This window comes from Bacteroides celer (assembly GCF_002632415.2).
In the GTDB taxonomy this organism is placed as follows: domain Bacteria; phylum Bacteroidota; class Bacteroidia; order Bacteroidales; family Bacteroidaceae; genus Bacteroides.
On the sequence record NZ_CP178209.1, the window covers coordinates 3,849,733 to 3,867,178 of the forward strand.

At 41.5% G+C, this 17,446-nt stretch carries 15 protein-coding genes; 7 read left to right on the top strand and 8 right to left on the bottom strand.

Features of this window, described 5'->3' with window-relative positions; translation table 11 throughout:
- Window positions 1-13: 13 nt before the first annotated feature.
- Window positions 14-1,558, bottom strand: a complete 1,545-nt coding sequence (locus CJF29_RS15760; RefSeq protein ID WP_099147610.1) for an acyl-CoA carboxylase subunit beta — start codon at window positions 1,556-1,558, stop codon at window positions 14-16.
- Between the two features lie 246 nt (window positions 1,559-1,804).
- Here CJF29_RS15760 and CJF29_RS15765 point away from each other — a divergent pair, with 246 nt between their 5' ends.
- The 3 genes from CJF29_RS15765 (at window position 1,805) to CJF29_RS15775 (ending at window position 5,460) form a co-directional block, all read left to right on the top strand.
- Complete coding sequence (locus tag CJF29_RS15765) at window positions 1,805-2,392, top strand: DUF3575 domain-containing protein (RefSeq protein WP_099147611.1); 588 nt, start codon at window positions 1,805-1,807, stop codon at window positions 2,390-2,392.
- A gap of 24 nt (window positions 2,393-2,416) precedes the next feature.
- Complete coding sequence (locus CJF29_RS15770; RefSeq protein WP_099147613.1) at window positions 2,417-3,868, top strand: DUF3868 domain-containing protein; 1,452 nt, start codon at window positions 2,417-2,419, stop codon at window positions 3,866-3,868.
- Window positions 3,869-3,960: 92 nt separating this feature from the next.
- The gene (locus CJF29_RS15775; protein WP_099147612.1) at window positions 3,961-5,460 is read left to right on the top strand and encodes an L-lactate permease; all 1,500 of its coding nucleotides are present in this window, start codon (window positions 3,961-3,963) and stop codon (window positions 5,458-5,460) included.
- A gap of 877 nt (window positions 5,461-6,337) precedes the next feature.
- On the opposite strand, the gene tnpC is transcribed toward CJF29_RS15775, so the two are convergent.
- The 6 genes from tnpC to CJF29_RS15805 form a co-directional block, all read right to left on the bottom strand.
- Complete coding sequence (gene tnpC / locus CJF29_RS15780) at window positions 6,338-8,122, bottom strand: IS66 family transposase (protein WP_413544489.1); 1,785 nt, start codon at window positions 8,120-8,122, stop codon at window positions 6,338-6,340.
- A gap of 68 nt (window positions 8,123-8,190) precedes the next feature.
- Entirely contained in the window at window positions 8,191-8,526 is a 336-nt protein-coding gene (gene tnpB / locus CJF29_RS15785; RefSeq protein WP_099147683.1) for an IS66 family insertion sequence element accessory protein TnpB, read from the bottom strand.
- Complete coding sequence (locus CJF29_RS15790; protein WP_099147684.1) at window positions 8,520-8,894, bottom strand: hypothetical protein; 375 nt, start codon at window positions 8,892-8,894, stop codon at window positions 8,520-8,522. Before CJF29_RS15790 ends, tnpB begins: the two co-directional genes overlap by 7 nt.
- A gap of 267 nt (window positions 8,895-9,161) precedes the next feature.
- Complete coding sequence (locus tag CJF29_RS15795; protein WP_099147278.1) at window positions 9,162-10,271, bottom strand: AAA family ATPase; 1,110 nt, start codon at window positions 10,269-10,271, stop codon at window positions 9,162-9,164.
- A 2-nt stretch (window positions 10,272-10,273) separates the two neighbouring features.
- Window positions 10,274-10,981, bottom strand: coding sequence for an RNA ligase family protein (locus CJF29_RS15800; protein WP_099147279.1), 708 nt, complete (start codon window positions 10,979-10,981; stop codon window positions 10,274-10,276).
- Between the two features lie 42 nt (window positions 10,982-11,023).
- Window positions 11,024-12,421 (bottom strand): RtcB family protein, encoded by a 1,398-nt coding sequence (locus CJF29_RS15805; protein ID WP_099147280.1) that lies wholly within the window; start codon window positions 12,419-12,421, stop codon window positions 11,024-11,026.
- Between the two features lie 506 nt (window positions 12,422-12,927).
- Here CJF29_RS15805 and trxA point away from each other — a divergent pair.
- From trxA to CJF29_RS15820, 3 genes are all read left to right on the top strand, one after another.
- A complete protein-coding gene (gene trxA / locus CJF29_RS15810) occupies window positions 12,928-13,425 on the top strand; it encodes a thioredoxin (RefSeq protein WP_176553170.1) in 498 nt (165 codons plus the stop codon).
- 216 nt (window positions 13,426-13,641) lie between these two features.
- Window positions 13,642-14,859, top strand: coding sequence for a radical SAM/SPASM domain-containing protein (locus tag CJF29_RS15815; RefSeq protein WP_099147281.1), 1,218 nt, complete (start codon window positions 13,642-13,644; stop codon window positions 14,857-14,859).
- A 19-nt stretch (window positions 14,860-14,878) separates the two neighbouring features.
- A complete protein-coding gene (locus tag CJF29_RS15820) occupies window positions 14,879-16,120 on the top strand; it encodes a glycosyltransferase (RefSeq protein WP_099147282.1) in 1,242 nt (413 codons plus the stop codon).
- Window positions 16,121-16,122: 2 nt separating this feature from the next.
- Here the strand turns inward: CJF29_RS15820 and CJF29_RS15825 are convergent, their stop codons facing one another.
- The gene (locus CJF29_RS15825; protein WP_099147283.1) at window positions 16,123-16,692 is read right to left on the bottom strand and encodes a hypothetical protein; all 570 of its coding nucleotides are present in this window, start codon (window positions 16,690-16,692) and stop codon (window positions 16,123-16,125) included.
- Between the two features lie 114 nt (window positions 16,693-16,806).
- On the opposite strand from CJF29_RS15825, the gene CJF29_RS15830 reads away from it, so the two are divergent.
- The gene (locus CJF29_RS15830; RefSeq protein ID WP_099147284.1) at window positions 16,807-17,439 is read left to right on the top strand and encodes a helix-turn-helix domain-containing protein; all 633 of its coding nucleotides are present in this window, start codon (window positions 16,807-16,809) and stop codon (window positions 17,437-17,439) included.
- Window positions 17,440-17,446: the final 7 nt, after the last annotated feature.

Sequence of the window (17,446 nt, forward strand, 5' to 3'; positions counted from 1 at the left end):
TCCATAAACAAGCCTAAAGCGGTAGGTTAGAATGTTTCTTAGGAGGATTCGATTGCCGTTTGTTGGCAAGCATCTCGAAACTTCGAATCAACCGCAAACGGGTTACCGCCGGATCGATCACTTCATCCACATATCCCAGTTCCGCCGCCCGGTAAGGATTGGCAAACTTTCCGCGATAATCATCCTGAAGTTCTTTCCGTTTCTCTTCGGGTTTCTCGGCTTTATCTATTTCCTTACGGAAAAGGATATTCACAGCTCCATCCGGTCCCATCACTGCGATTTCGGCAGTAGGGAAAGCAAGATTTACATCTCCACGGATATGCTTGGAACTCATCACATCGTAAGCACCACCGTATGCTTTGCGGGTAATAACCGTCACTTTCGGAACCGTAGCCTCGCAATAAGCATAAAGCAGTTTTGCCCCGTTACGGATAATTCCACCATATTCCTGATCGACTCCCGGAAGGAATCCCGGCACATCTACCAATGTCAGTAAAGGAATATTAAAAGCATCACAGAAGCGGACAAAACGGGCGGCTTTGACAGACGCATTGATATCCAGTGTACCAGCAAGCACCAATGGCTGATTAGCCACCACTCCCACCGTTTTTCCATTCAGGCGGATATAACCCGTCACAATATTCGCAGCATATTCTGCCTGAAGTTCGAAGAAACTATTATCATCAGCCACCGCTTCTATCATCTCTTTTATATTATATGGCTGATTCGGATTGGCCGGAATCAAATCTGCCAGTTCCGGAGTCAGGCGAGTCGGCGAATCGCTGGTCGCTACAAACGGAGGCTCTTCCATATTATTCCCCGGCAGATAGGAGATCAATTCACGAATATAATTGATGCACTCAATATCATTCTCCGCAGAAAGATGGGCTACACCGGACTTTGTCATGTGCACGCCCACTCCGCCGAGTTCTTCTTTAGTCACTTCTTCCTGTGTCACGCTTCTCACCACATCCGGTCCTGTAATAAACATATAACCGGAGTTTTTCACCATCAGAATAAAATCGGTCAATGCAGGAGAATAAACCGCACCACCGGCACAAGGTCCCATGATCGCGCTAATCTGTGGAATCACTCCGGATGCCATAGAATTGCGCAGGAATATCTCGGCATATCCGGCCAAAGAACGTACCCCTTCCTGAATTCGCGCGCCTCCCGAATCATTCAATCCGATGATAGGCGCTCCCATCTGCATAGCCATGTCCATCACTTTGCAGATCTTCTTAGCGTGCGTTTCTGAAAGAGCTCCTCCAAATACGGTGAAATCCTGTGCGAATACATAAACCAAGCGCTTGCCAATCATACCATATCCCGTCACCACCCCGTCTCCGGCAAATTTCTGCTTTTCCATACCGAAATCGGTACACCGATGGGTTACCAACTTATCCAGTTCGATAAACGAACCTTTCTCCAATAATAAATCGATGCGTTCACGGGCGGTCAGTTTGCCCACAGAATGTTGTTTTTCAATGCGAGCGTCTCCGCCGCCTTTTTCTGCTTTCCTGTTCAGTTCTTCCAGATTGTTAATAAGCTCTTTCATAGGCTGTAGTTATTAAAATTGTATGTGTGTAAAAATAAATAGTAATAAATGAAATCATTGTCATATTGATTACACAAAGATACTTTTATATAATGAACGCATCGTGTACGGAATTTGTTAGCATTTATGCCTTAAAACATCTTTTTCTATTTATTCAGGAAGCTTTTTTTGCAGGTTGCGACAACAAATGTCCATGCTTTTCTGTTTATCGCTTATCATTTTTAATAAAACCTATACCCTAACAAAATGAGAACAATTAAAATCTTATTAGCAGCCGGTTTCCTGCTCGTGTTCGGTACAAGTATTCATGCACAGGTACAACGGAATGAAACCTATCTACCCAAATTTGCCATCAAGACCAATGCTCTCTATTGGGCCACTTCTACGCCCAACTTAGGAATCGAAGTGGGACTGGCAAAGAAACTGACTCTCGACATATCCGGTAACTACAATCCGTGGAAGTTTGGTGACGACCGTCAAATCAAACATTGGCTCGTTCAGCCGGAATTACGCTATTGGCTCTGCGAACGTTTCAACGGAAGTTTCTTCGGTTTGCACGGACATTACGGAGAAATGAATGTCAGCAATCTGAATATATTCGGAATGGGACATGACCGTTACGACGGCAATCTGTACGGAGCCGGTATTTCCTACGGATACCAATGGATCATAAGCAAACGATGGAGTATGGAAGCTACCATCGGAGTGGGATACGCCCGTCTGGAATATGATAAGTATGCCCGTGGTGACGGAGGTGAAAAGCTGGGACATAACACCCGTAATTATTTCGGCCCGACCAAAGTCGGTCTTAGCTTCATTTATGTCATCAAATAATCGAACTTTCTAAAACTTACAATGATGAAAAGAAAACTTATTTATCTATTTATAGCTCTTGCAGCCACTATCCTGCCGGCTCATGCACAAAAATTCCTGAACGATGCGCTCACTCTCTCGAACGTATCTTTATGGCAACAAGGTAACTCTCTTTATGTCGGCATGACTTTCGACATGAAGAATCTGACAATAGGTTCCGCCCGAAGTTTAAGCCTTATTCCCCTGCTAACGGACGGACAGCATAATGTACCCTTGCAAGAAATCATCGTCAATGGTAAAAGACGCGAAAAAGCATATATCCGCGGTCTGGCAATCACTAAGCAAGAACCTACCGCCATTATCGTTCCGTATAATAAAAGGGAAACTTTTAATTATACGCAGGTGATTCCTTACAAACCCTGGATGGCTAATGCCAGTTTGCAACTTGTAGAGAATCTATGCGGATGCGGCAATTATCAGGAAATGAATGCACAGGAACTGATTACCAATGATGTATCTACTGAAGCCAAACGTTTAAGTGCCATGTCTCCTATCATTGCCTATATTCAGCCAACCGTAGAAGTGGTCAAAAACCGTAGCGAACAATATGAAGCTCATCTGGATTTTCCGGTCAACAAATCGGTGATCCTTACCGACTTCATGAACAATCATGCTGAATTGGTGAATATCCATGCCATGTTTGACAAAATACAGAATGACCGGAACCTGACTGTGAAAGGTATCAGTATCGAAGGTTTCGCCTCGCCAGAAGGACCTCTTGCCTTCTATGAACAGCTTTCCAAAAAACGTGCGGAAGCTTTGAAGGATTATCTGGTTAAGAACGAAAAAGTGTCTTCCAAACTATATAAAGTGACTTTCGGTGGAGAAAACTGGGATGGATTGGTAAAAGCACTCCAATCTTCTTCGATGAAGGAGAAGGAAACATTCCTGAACATCATCAAAAATACAACTGACGATGCCAAACGTAAACAGGAAATCATGCGTGTAGGCGGCGGAGCTCCTTACCGTAGTATGCTGAAAGAGATTTATCCGGGATTGCGTAAAGTGAACTGCAAGATTGACTATACCGTTGTCAATTTCGATGTTGAACAAGGCCGTATCATTATCCGGGAAAATCCGAAATATCTTAGTCTGAACGAAATGTATCAGGTGGCCAACAGTTATCCGAAAGGCAGCAAGGATTTTGTTAATGTATTCGATATTGCTGTACGCATGTATCCTACTGACGCCGTAGCTAACCTGAACGCAGGAGCCGTCGCATTATCACAAAAGGATTTGGATGCAGCAGTGAAGTTTATGGAGAAAGCCGATCACAATACCGCCGAATTCATAAACAATACCGGAGTCTACAATTTCCTTAACGGAGACATTAACCGTGCCATGGCTGCATTCGAGCAAGCAGCAAAGCTAGGTAATGAAGCTGCCCTTGCCAACTTAAAACAATTACAACAAATTTTAAGTGTGAAGATGAAATAAACAGAAAAATCTATTTATTCAACCGACCAAAGTGGGGCGTTCGTTTGTTATATCAATAATAAACGACGTTCCACTTTTTAAATCTGATAATTATGACCTTGATCCTTGCTGTTATTCCGGTGTTACTGTTGATTATACTGATGGCATTTTTTAAAATGTCAGGTGATAAAAGTAGTATCATTTCTCTGATTGTGACGATGCTGATTGCTCTTTTCGGCTTTGCTTTCTCGGTAGACAATCTGTTTTACTCCTTTTTATATGGAGCATTAAAAGCTGTCTCTCCTATCTTAATCATTATTTTGATGGCTATTTTCAGTTATAATGTATTGCTGAAAACTGAAAAGATGGAGATTATTAAACAGCAATTCGCTTCTATTTCTACCGATAAAAGTATTCAGGTGTTATTACTGACTTGGGGATTCGGAGGTCTATTGGAAGCTATGGCCGGCTTCGGAACAGCAGTAGCTATTCCGGCGGCAATTCTTATCAGTCTGGGATTCAAGCCTATCTTTTCGGCAACGGTGAGTCTGATTGCCAATAGTGTAGCTACTGCTTTCGGAGCAATCGGAACTCCAGTATTAGTATTGGCCAAAGAAACGAATTTGGACGTATTGCATCTTAGTACGAATGTCGTATTGCAATTATCCGTTTTAATGTTCCTGATTCCGCTGGTTCTACTTTTCCTTACTGACTCCAAACTTAAATCGCTCCCGAAAAATATATTCCTAGCTTTATTGGTAGGCGGAGTCTCTTTAGCCAGCCAATATGTGGCAGCAAAATATATGGGTGCTGAATCTCCGGCCATAATCGGCAGTATTCTTTCTATTATCGTAATCGTTGTTTATGGAAAACTTACTGCATCCAAAGAAGAGAAAGCACGAAAAAGTCATCTGAAAACGAAAGATATATTAAATGCATGGAGCATTTATTTACTGATTCTGTTTCTGATTATCCTGACCAGTCCGCTCTTTCCGGGATTGCGTCATACTTTAGAGAACAATTGGATTACGAGAATCAGTCTGCCTATCAATGCGTCCACCGTCAATTATACTATTTCTTGGCTGACTCACGCCGGAGTATTGCTTTTCATCGGTACTTTTATCGGTGGATTGATTCAGGGGGCTAAAGTAAAAGATCTGTTCATCGTTCTTTGGAATACCGTGAAGCAGTTGAAGAAAACATTCATTACGGTTATCTGCCTCGTGGGGTTATCTACTATTATGGATAGTTCCGGAATGATCGCTGTGATTGCCACAGCACTGGCTACGGCTACCGGAAGTTTGTATCCGTTATTTGCTCCGGTTATCGGTTGTCTGGGAACATTTATCACTGGAAGCGATACATCTTCCAACATCCTCTTCGGAAAGTTGCAAGCAAGTGTGGCAGGACAGATTCATGTCAGTCCGGATTGGCTGTCTGCGGCAAATACAGTAGGTGCCACAGGTGGTAAGATTATCTCCCCGCAAAGTATTGCTATTGCTACTTCTGCCGGAAACCAACAGGGAAAAGAAGGTGAAATACTGAAAGCGGCTATTCCGTATGCATTAGTATATGTAGCGATTACCGGAATTATTGTTTATATTTTCAGTTAATTCCCCCAAAATAGAAGAAGATAATAGTACCGTTAACAAAGTGCGATAATGCTTGACAATATTTCCGCTTAGCCATTAGATGGCAAAGCATTCAGCTCATTTTCGTACTGATTTGAACACCAATAAAAACTATAACTCTCTGCCACATTTTTGTCATTTATTCAAGTATTATACGGGGGAAAACAAAAATGTGGCAGTGCTTATAATCAATGACTTGGTTCTAAAAAAGCGTAGAAATAAGAGAAGTTTACAGAAAACGTATATAGAGTTTCTGCTTTTTGGAGAAGATAAAATGCACTTTCTTTTTAATCATTTGAATTTTAGTGTATTGGATGTATCGTTTTATTCTTTTCATCACACTTCGGCCTCAACGCATCTATTTCTTTGTTGTCGGTAAAGATATCTTTTAGATAATCACTGTTTGCTTGCAGTTGAGTAATTTACCGAATGGACAAGTGCTACGTAGCTGTTACACAAGTGTAGATGAGTAGTTACTCAAGTGCAACAGATTAACTTATGCGGATGAATTAGCTAAAAGATAAGGAGAAATTAGTAATAGATGCAATAGAACTTATTATATCTTCTGCATAATATAACTAAAACATCTAGTCGTTCATGATAAGTTGTAAAGGTGGAAAAGTATTAATACTCTATCGCTAGGATATTAATACATGAATTGTCGGGTATATATACCCAACACATTGGACATATATATCCAACACGCTGCGCATATATCCCCTATATATTGGATATATATATCCAATAATCTATATGAAAGGTTAGCGTCCAATTTTGACGTGTACCCCAAGGAAAGCCGCCACAAGGCGGTTCCCTCATAAATAACGTCAAAAAAGATACTGATTTTTAATATTTGTTATTACTCCAGTCCGATTGTCAAGGGTAACAAATGTTCATAATCCCTACGTCCTTTAACAATTTCGCTGAAAAATCTCTTGAAATAATCAAGCACAGACACACCCTGCATCTTACAGGTTGAGATGATGGTATGATATACCGCTGAAACGTGTGCCATCCTGTCACTTCCGAAGAATAACGAGTTCTTTCGCTCACCGGCCAAGGGACGGATAAAACGTTCGGCAATGGAATTGTCGATGGAATAAGAGCCGTCATTCAAGTAGGCGAACAGCTGAGTCCAAAAAGTATTCATATAATTTATTGCCTTCTCCATCAACTCTCCGCGGGGCGGATGACCGTCACTGAGCAAGACGTCAAGCTTACTGCGTAACTTTATGATTACTTCTTTGGTCTTTAAGTTATTCCGGCAAAGCTTTATCTGCTCGGGGGACAACTGCCCTTCTTCATACTCGCGTTCCAGCTTGTAAAGCTCACCGATCAATTCCAATATGAATGCCGCATCCTTATCATTACCCTGATCCAACGCATACTTGAACTTCGCACGGGCATGGGCCATGCAACAAAGATGTTCTATATCGACCATATGATCATCCAAATACAGATAGACATTGTAGCCATCTGACTGAAGAGCTTTCACCTGGCTGTCACCCAAGATATGCTTCAAGGCATCACGTCCTCTGGAACCATCCTCGTAGCAATAGATAACCACTTTTGACAGTTTGTTGACCAGACACCAGATGTATTTCTTCTTATAGCAGCCTTTACGCTTTACCCGGCACCAGGTCTCATCACAGTTCACGATGGAATCCTTTTCCAAACAAGTATTCTTAAGATAAGCAATCAAACCGCAGAAATGGGTAGAGCCTTTCTCCAACCAATTGGTCAGACTCATACGGCTCAAACGCATTGATTCACCTGATAATCTGTACATTTCACGATAAAGAGGGGTATCCAGAACATATTTGTTGAAAGCAAGATAAGCCAGAAAAGAACCGGAAGCGTGCGTTCCAGGAACCACGTCAATGATTTCAGGCTGCCCACTGAAAGGGAAATAGCCTTCATGAATTTTCCCGTCCGAAGTCTTATAGCGGATAACCTCGTAATCATGCTCGACAAGCTTGCTTACCTGTTCATAGGCATATTTACGGAAACGTTTGATGATTTTTGAACCTGCCGGCAGTTGGCGGATATCACTATTATGACAAACCGTATTGTCAGCGCTCATAGTGCGATAAGAAAGTCCTTGACGATAAAGACGGGCTTCTTTTGATTTTGATTCAAAATCCTCTTCCTGCGCATGAGCCTCACCAGATTGTGGCAAGCAGGAGCCGAGGGATTGGGGAGTGCCGTCGAAATCATCCTTGTCACGTGTATGGTCCTCTTCGACCTCACGCTTCTTTTTATGGATTCCTTTTTGGCTCTTACCATCATAAAGATTCTTATTACGGACTTTAAGCCGCTCTTCCAAAGCTGATATTTTAGACAACAGATTGATGTTCATCTGTTTATAATCGTCCAGCTGTTTTTCAGCTGCAATGGCCGATCTCTGCAAAGACAACAGTTCATCAACCTTGGACAACAGTTCATCTATGCGAGCCTCGTCCCGTTGGATCCGTTCAGCGTCACGCTCACGGGCAGCCATCAGCGCTATTATCATTTTTGATTTTTCGTCAGGGGTCATATCTGAATATGGGTCTTCAAAAGGTGCAGGAGTCTCCTCCCGTTCCTTCAATTTCCTTGCGGAAGAAAGCTGTTTCATTCTTTCCAAATCATTCATATTCAGCATCTTTGTTGCTTCAAAGATACAAAAAAACAATGAAATAAAAGAATTTTTTACTACTTTTTAATTGATAATTATTTGATTATTAAACGTTTAACAACAGGGGATTCCAACAAGAGGATGACATCCTGCCAATTGATTGAATAAATACTTTCAGCACCATTACAGGTTACATGCATAAACTGGTAGCCGGGTCTGAAACGTTTCTCAAACATACTGTAAGACCGTCGGTCATAGCTGAACAAACGAACCAGACGTAAATCTTTAGACATCACGATAAAGACATCACCATCCTCAGGCTCACGGTTCAACTGTTGATGGATGATGGATAAGACCTTATCATATTTACAGCGCATATCATGAAAATCACGAACTAAGAAAAAACGATTTAGTCCTGTAATATTCAACATAAGCCCTCCAGTTTCTCCACTAAGCTTTTCAAACCTTCGTAGCTTAAATTTTTCTGACTGAGATGAACACCATTGCTCATGCGGATATCCACCAGGATTCGAAGTTCGGTATGACAAGAAAGCCGAGGATCCGATTCTGGCTTTACTTCCCGGATTGAGGAAGGACTTTCCGGCACTTCTGCTTCCGTTGAGGGAGAACCCAAAACCTGAACAGGAATTATCTTCTTTCGGGTATCCTTGTACCATTTGGAAAATAGGTTATAAGGAACTTGGTTGGACATACAAAATTTCTCAATAGAAACACCAGCAGGGATACCTTCCAATTTATAGCGCAAAAATAGACGCTCAAAATCATTGTAACTATACATAAACTTGGATTTTGATTTAACGAAAGCAAAGATCTGGATTTTATATCGGTTATACTATACGGCATTTTTGGACGCTAACATATGAAAGACATTTTCAGAAGTTTAGTGTTGAGTTTATTGCTATAAGCTCTAAATTATCTAGATTTTCTTTCTTCTTTTTGATTTATATTCTATCTTTACAATGCTCTTTATCAAAGTTCACAGCAGGAGAACCTGCTGTATCAATGTGGCAGGCTTTTTTATGTTTGTCCCATTTTTTCTAGTTACTTATACCACATGATATACGACTTCATGCGCTTCCGCCAGTTGAGGAACCTCCAGTTTATCCAACATTTTATCTAAAACAGATTCAGGAAGTGCATATTCCCTGCTTTTATTTTGTTGACGCCAAATGTGGTATGGTTGTTCCAGATAGACTATCTTTACTTTTGCACCATAATCAACAAACAAATCAATCAATTGAGCACGCATCTGACGAGTTATGTTAGTAGCATTCCAAACAAAGTCCTGACCTTTGCGGAGATACGTTCTGACTTCCTCTTTCGCTGTTTGCACTACCCATCCATTCGCAGACTTATCCGTAGGACTCAATTTGTGTTTTCGACGAATGACGTCCAAACTCACCACCGGAACATCTATGCCAGCAGATTGAATATAATAATCCTTCCCCATTCCCGGAAGTCCTGACAACATCGTCACTTCACATTTAAACTGTTCGTGAGGGACATAATCAATATAACTGTCTTCAGTATGGAAGTAATGAAAACGTGCATAATCAGTGGCAAATTCTCTTGGTTTCTTCCAACAATCCTGTTCACGGCAGAAAATCTCAAACAGTTCCAGTGCTTCCAGCAGTTCATTCTTATCTTCACAAATGCGTCCTCTGATATCAGCATCGGCCAACATCTTTAGCAATGAAGTATCTACCCGTAAAGAAGCTTCACAGAGTTTCTTCACAGAGTCAGGCTTCTCCATCAGCCAAACAGGTAATCCATGGTACCGGACTAAAGATGCAATCTGTTCCCGGATATGGAATGGAGCAGGACAATCCCGGTATAAAATAGTGCGGACAGTGTACTCTCCTTTTCTGGCATGTCCTTTAGCAGATACCCGCCCCTCTCCTTCATCCACGGAAGTTGAACGTTTTTCAACATCATGCAACAAGGCAGATGTCCAAATAAGTTCTTTCTCCAAAGTAGAAAGAGAATGATAAGCGGAAGACTGCTGCAATGCCTCCAACACCATACGGGTATGTTCGGCTACACTGCCCTCGGCATGATAACGAATATCCTGCTGAACAGTATTCATTTCGCGCACCCACTCGAACTGTTGTTCGAGTGAGCACCACGATTTATCTTCTATCAATTTCCAATTCATCTTTATTCCTCCTTTTCATTATTAAATTCCCAAACAAGCGGGGCACGCTTCCAGTTACGTGTCCAATGCTCGTCTGTTTTAACATGTCCTTTCCGCACATACTTAAATACATTATGTGCAAATTCGCTAACCGGATATTCTCCGACATTGCGGCTGACTACTCCCTCACGGGTACAAACCTCTTTCGTCCACGGATCACAAGAGCCGAAGATAGCCGGTTCTTGTGACATACGGATGATTTCCTGTTTTAATAGTTCCGGTGTCAAACCGGAAACAGGCTCTATCTTCAACTCCGGAACAGTAGGAAAGTCGAATAAAGCTGCATAAAACTTTACTTCTTCCCACGACAGCCACTGATCCATACAGCGGACTGCAAAAACATAAAAATGCGTTTCTAATCGCTGATATTCTATGGAATGTACGGCATATAGATTTTCTCCAAAGATTTCTATATCATCCAAATCATTCTTTATCAATTCCCAACGCTCACGCAGTTGCCTCGTCCAGGGTGAAGTAGTAGGAGCAGCATGCGAACGGGCAAAGACACCCCACTGACTTAAACAATTATTCTCTCCATCCAGCTTCTCGGTATGCACCAATGTCCGAATCCGTTGAATGTCCTCCCAATACGTATGGCTAATCCGGTCGTCACTAGTCGTTCCGGGAGAGAACGGATAGTGATAAGTGCGACCATATTTCTCTGATATCATTTCTTTCTTTTTTTTAATTAAATACTAATTTCTTTCATCGCATCACTCCTTATTCATTCGAACGATGCGAGGCATAAATTTACCCTGCACTTCCACCAGCGTTTCCTGTGTATACATCACTCTGTCAATATCCTTATATGCCAGTGGCATTTCTTCCACGCTCCCACCAATCAAAGTCACTCCTGCCTGCGACAGTAGTTTCTTCAAAGCCGATTGCGTAAAACTATCTTTTGCCTTCTGGCGGGACATCGCCCTGCCGGCTCCATGAGAAGCCGAATTTAAAGCAGCTTCCATCCCTTTGCCACAAACCAGATAACCTGCAGTAGCCATGCTACCGGGAATCAATCCCGCTTGTCCTTTCTGTGCCGGAGTAGCCCCTTTACGATGCACGATTGCCATACGCCCCGGTGCTATTTCCTCTCTCCAAGCGAAGTTATGATGGTTGTTGACATTAGCAAGCGGCTTCAACCCTAATGCTTTCGCCAAATTCAAATGAATCCGCTCATGACAGGCACGGGCATAATCGCCTGCCAGATTCATACTCATCCAATACTCCTGCCCCGCTTCAGTGTTTAAATCCAGCCAGGCAAAATGCTGTGCTTCACGGGGAAGCCTGCACACTTCACGTGCCAACAGGCTGTAATGTTTGGCAATGGCAGCTCCCAATCCTCGTGAACCGGAATGTGACAACAATGCCAGATAATTTCCTTCCGGAAGATTCAACACGTTATTTTCTTGCAGAGCGATCTCGCCGAACTCCACAAAATGATTGCCACCACCGGAACTCCCCAGTTGACGTACTGCCTTTCCATGCAAATCTCTCAACAAAGGCGTCAAACGGAATTCTTCCCTATCCAACACCTCATGTTCCTGCTCAAAACCCAATCCGCCATCCATACCGAAATGGGTGAAATCTTTCAAGGCTTCTTTCATCTGATAGGTATATCGTTTCAGGAAGTCGGCGCTGGCATCAAATACCGTCAGGCTCATCCGACAACCGATATCAACGCCTACGGCATACGGAATCACGACATTATCCGTAGCAAGCACTCCACCGATAGGTAACCCGTATCCGGCATGAGCGTCAGGCATCAATGCTCCGGCCACCGTTACAGGTAAGCGCATAGCCAGGTTCATCTGTTGTTTGGCAAGCGTTTCGATAAATTTACCTCCATAGGTTTTATACATCAACGGCTCATCCAATAAATCATAAGCTATAAACTCTTTTGCTATGATAGTAGGCGAAAGGCGTTCGGCCAGCTTATTCCAAATTTCATTATTTTTGTAAGATTCGGGATGCTCGAGTATATCGCTCAATGTCATTTCAATCTGTTCTTTAGTGTCGTATTTGCAATGTTTACTCACAATGTCCACTACCAGACTACAGGCAACATTATCCCGGTATCCCAGTTTGCTTAAATCTTTTAATCGTATTCCCATACTTTTTTTTCGTTCGCATACAGCATTCCCTGTCGGCCTCACCGGCAAACAACAATGCAATACACGTGATACCAATGCTTTGGATATGAAATACCTCACCACCGCATTGAAGTGATTAATTTAAAATATAAAAAGTGATTGCAGGACTAATCAACGATTACCGCTTGTTAGTAGAATTGCGGTCAATATAAGAACCATAGGTTCAGTGTAAAAACAATAAGTTGCAAAGCCTCATCCTCCCGACGAGACAACTTAGTCCTAATTTGAAAATATTATAACTCCAACATAATTAATACCCTTTCCATCTGTTTTTAAAGGGTGAATACTCATTTTATCGCGGCAAAAGTAGTGCTTATTTTTATTTCCTCCAAAGAATAATAGACAAATTTTAGCGTTCAGTAACTATCCGAGGGAAGTTTTGCCAAGAGTTTCTGTCAAATTGCTATTTTTTACTCCCTTTATATCCCCTATCTTTGCAACAGAGAAAACAAAAAGAAAGATAGTATATGAAACTAATGAAAGGTTTATTGAGTGCTTTTGCCGTTGTATTGGCAACCACAGCTTGTGCAGGCAACAGCGGAGAAAATAAAAAGAGTAATGAATCAACAAAGGAGGACAATAAAATGGAAGTAGTAGCATTAAATAAAGCAGATTTTTTAAAGAAAGTATATAATTATGAAGCCAATCCGAACGATTGGAAATTTGAGGGCAGCCGTCCTGCTATCATAGATTTCTATGCTACCTGGTGTGGTCCATGTAAGGTGATGCACCCGATTCTGGAAGAACTAAGCAAAGAATATAGCGGTAAAGTAGATATCTACCAGATTGATGTGGACAAAGAACAAGATCTGGCAGCGGCATTCGGTATCCGCAGCATCCCTACCTTATTGATGATTCCGATGAAAGAGGAACCTAGAATCATGCAGGGAGCTATGCCCAAAGACCAGCTTAAAAAAGCAATTGATGAATTTCTTCTGAAACAAAATAACGAAGCAAAGCAATAGACTTCGACTTTTTTCTCGTCATGGTGACTGCCCTCTATTCGTCTTTTGAAGATGGATAGAGGGCTAGTTCTTTATAATAGGTTGCCTTATGGTATTCATTTACAGTGAAAAGGTAAGAATTTTACTTTTCACCGCTGGACTTCGAATTGAAGATTTATGTACTTTTGTCTCATATAGATATGTATTAGCCAATAATTAAAGCAATATTCTAATAATATGAAGACCAAGCGTACAAGAAGTTCTTTTCGTTCTATGAATTCGGAAAAAAAGTTAGAGTCCATCTTTTTATTTGTTACCGGAAAGTGTAATGCCAAATGTGCCATGTGCTTTTATGCCAATGATATGGCTAAGAAAGAAAAGGATTTGACTTTCGAAGAAATCAGGAAAATATCAGAGACGGCCGGAGAAATCAACAAGTTGTGGGTATCTGGAGGCGAGCCGACGCTCCGGGAAGATCTTTCTGAAATTCTTGAAATGTTTTACCGCAATAACCAAATCAAAGATGTCAATATGCCGACAAACGGACTGAAGCCGGATCGTGTCATCGAATGGGTGAAACGGTTCCGCACCAACTGTCCGGATTGTAATATCAATGTCAGCATCTCACTGGATGGATTCGGAGATACACATGATACACAACGAGGGGTACCGGGCAATTTTTATAAAGCGGCAGATACCATACGGAAAGTAAGCGAACATTTTAAAGACGATGGAAAAGTATTGCTCAATGTAGCCACGGTTATCACTAAATATAATATAGACCAGATTAATGATTTCATGACGTGGATGTATGGACGTTTCCATTTATCTACTCATACGATTGAAGCAGCCCGTGGCGTCACCCGCGAAGACGGAGTCAAAGCATTGGACGAATCCACCCTCCGACGGATTCAGGATGAAGCAGCCCCTATATATAGAGCTTATGCCAAACGAATGGTGAGTAACACTTCCGGTTTGCGCAAACCTATCACAAAGTTCTTCTATATAGGTATTATCCGAGCTTTATATGATATCCGGGCAAGTAATATCGACCAGCCAACTCCCTGGGGTATGGACTGTACGGCAGGAGAAACGACATTGGTTATTGATTATGACGGTCGATTCCGTTCCTGTGAATTGCGTGAACCGCTTGGCAACGTGAAAGATTACGATTGCGACGTACAGCAAATCATGAAAAGTGAAGCTATGAAACAAGAAATAGAAGCGATCGGACATGGATATAAAGCAAACTGCTGGTGTACACATGGTTGCTTTATCACTTCTTCCTTAACTTTCAATCCTCGCAAAATGATTAAGAAAGTATATAAAGGTTATCGTGAAGTGAACAAGCTCGACAAACCCATTGATTTCGGCGAGGACAATATGTCTAAAATGGAAGAGCATTACCACCTCGACCGGGAAAAATTACGTCTGCTCGGCATTATCCGGAATTAATCACTATAAACGTTCCGCCATGAAAATACTTTTGGTTACCAGAGGATCACAAGGAGATATCTATCCTTATCTGACCATTGCCTCCGCGCTGATAAAACGAGGACATCAAGTCACATTGAATCTTCCACAAATATTTGAAAAAGAAGCAAAAGCATATCAGCTGGATTATGTCTTACAGGATTTTGATGATATACAAGGAATGGTATCGAAAGCAGGAGAGAAATCGGAAGGAGCCAAACCTTATCTAAAGTGGATGCGCGATGTGATTGACGTACAGTTCAAGCAACTGATTCCTCTACTGAAAGAGCATGATATACTGATAGCCACCAACTCCGAATTTGCAGCAGCCAGTGTTGCTGATTATTGTCAGAAACCATTTATCCGGACTGCCTTTGCCCCTTTTATACCCGGCAGGCATATCCCCCCTCCTATCTTCCCTTATCCAAAGCCTCATCCAATTTTCACTCCCCGGTTTATCTGGAAGCTGCTCAATATCGGCAACAACTATATGACGCAGAAAACCATTAATAAAAATCGGGAACAGTTAGGACTGAAGCCTTTAAAGAACTGTGGTTATTATTCCACGGAAAGAGCCTTTAATTATATGCTGTACAGCCGTTATCTCGGTAATACAGATCCCGATTGGAAGTATAAATGGGATATTGGAGGATACTGTTTCAATGACGCACTACACTATGATACGGATGCCTATCAGCAACTTCTGGATTTCATTCAGCAAGAACAAAGACCTGTTATCTTCTTTACATTAGGGAGTTGCAGCGCAAAAGAAAGCGATGCTTTTTGTAATCGGTTAATCCATATCTGCCGACAACTGAATTTCCGGCTGATTATCGGCTCCGGCTGGTCGGGTACAGGAAAGTCCTTAGCAAACGATAAGGATATCTTCCTATTGACACACACCATTCCGCACAGTCTGATATTTCCTCACTGTGATGCTGTCATGCATCATGGAGGAAGCGGAACAACACACAGTGTAGCCCGTGCAGGTAAACCACAAGTTGTCATGCCGCTAATCATCGACCAGCCCTATTGGGCTTATCGTGTTCAACAGTTGAGAATAGGACCTAAATGCATCAAAATCAATAAAGTTTCCGACCGGGAATTAAAAGAAAAAGTGAATGATTTGGTGACTAATCCTGTGTATAAAACAAAAGCAATGGAATTAGCCGGACAGATTCGTGAGGAGCGGTCGGTAGATAACTTCTGTGATTTTATAGAATCTGTGGCAGATCAGATATGAAATCACTCCTGTTTGCTCCAGACATGGGTGACTTCGCCAAACACATATTTACGATAATTACTTGCTTTCTGATAAGCATCAGCTATATAATCCCGTGCTTCCTGTGTGCAGAAATCATCGGGATCAGGAGTCGTAATCTGTGTTAAATTGCACTCAAAAATAAGCCGGGCCTCTTTGAAAGACATATTTCCGGAGGGAGTTTGAATACCTGTCAGTTCCACTTCCTCCATTTTCCGGCTATCCCTCCCCGATTGGCTGCCTAGAAAAAGCAACTGTTCCTTATACCTATCGGAGAAATATGCGATGGTATATGTTTGTTCCTTTTGAATAAGTTCAAGAGTATAGCGGTCTGTCCGGATCACACACCAACTAGCGGGCTTCCTGAAAAGAAGTCCAAAACCGCCTCCACTACCTATCATAGAATTATAATGTGCTTCATTACCTGCAGTTATAACATAGAAATTATCCATGACCAGTGTGAACATATTGTCACTGATTTCCTTCGGAGAGATTTGCCAGAACAACTGTTTAAAATCGTTTTCTTCAACATTCATACGCTTGATTGCTTCCATCTTCTAATTTTTTATTGAATCTATTACTTCTAAAAAACAACAATGCAAAATTATGGGATATGAAACGAATAAAATAGCTATTTTTGTCATAAAAATAGTCGTAAAAGACCTCTTATGAAAAAGGAAATACAACAGACAGATCCCAATGTACTATTAAAATTTGCTCATTTACTAGGAACAGAAGTAAAAGACGGAAGACTGGAAATCCCCCCAAAGTATGGCAAAGGGTATTGTACCGGATATGTGTTCAATGAACAAATCCGAATACTTTATCCCTCTTTGCTGAAAATCATCAATGAAATGATGACAGAGGCAGTCAATACAACCTTTAAACGGTATTTTATAAGAATAAAAACAGAGGAACTGGTTTGTCGGCTATTAATGGAATTAGAAAAGCGGGAAGAAAAACAAATTTATGCCTTGAATAGCCATGATACAAAAAGTATCTACCAGATAAAAGAACGAATACTTCACCATTTGGATACTCCTCCTGTTATAAAAGAACTCGCCATCTCTGTCCACATGAGTCCATCCAAGCTTAAACGTTTATTCAAACAGATCTTTGGTAACAGCATCTTCAACTATTATCAGGACTTCAGAATGAAAGAAGCAGCCCGTTTATTGAAAGAGGAAAAACTTTCTGTTTCAGAAGTCGGATATCAGTTAGGATTCACCAACCTAAGTCATTTTTCGAGAATCTTTAAAAAACACACAGGGATGAATCCTAAGCAATATACCAAATATTAACCGGAAA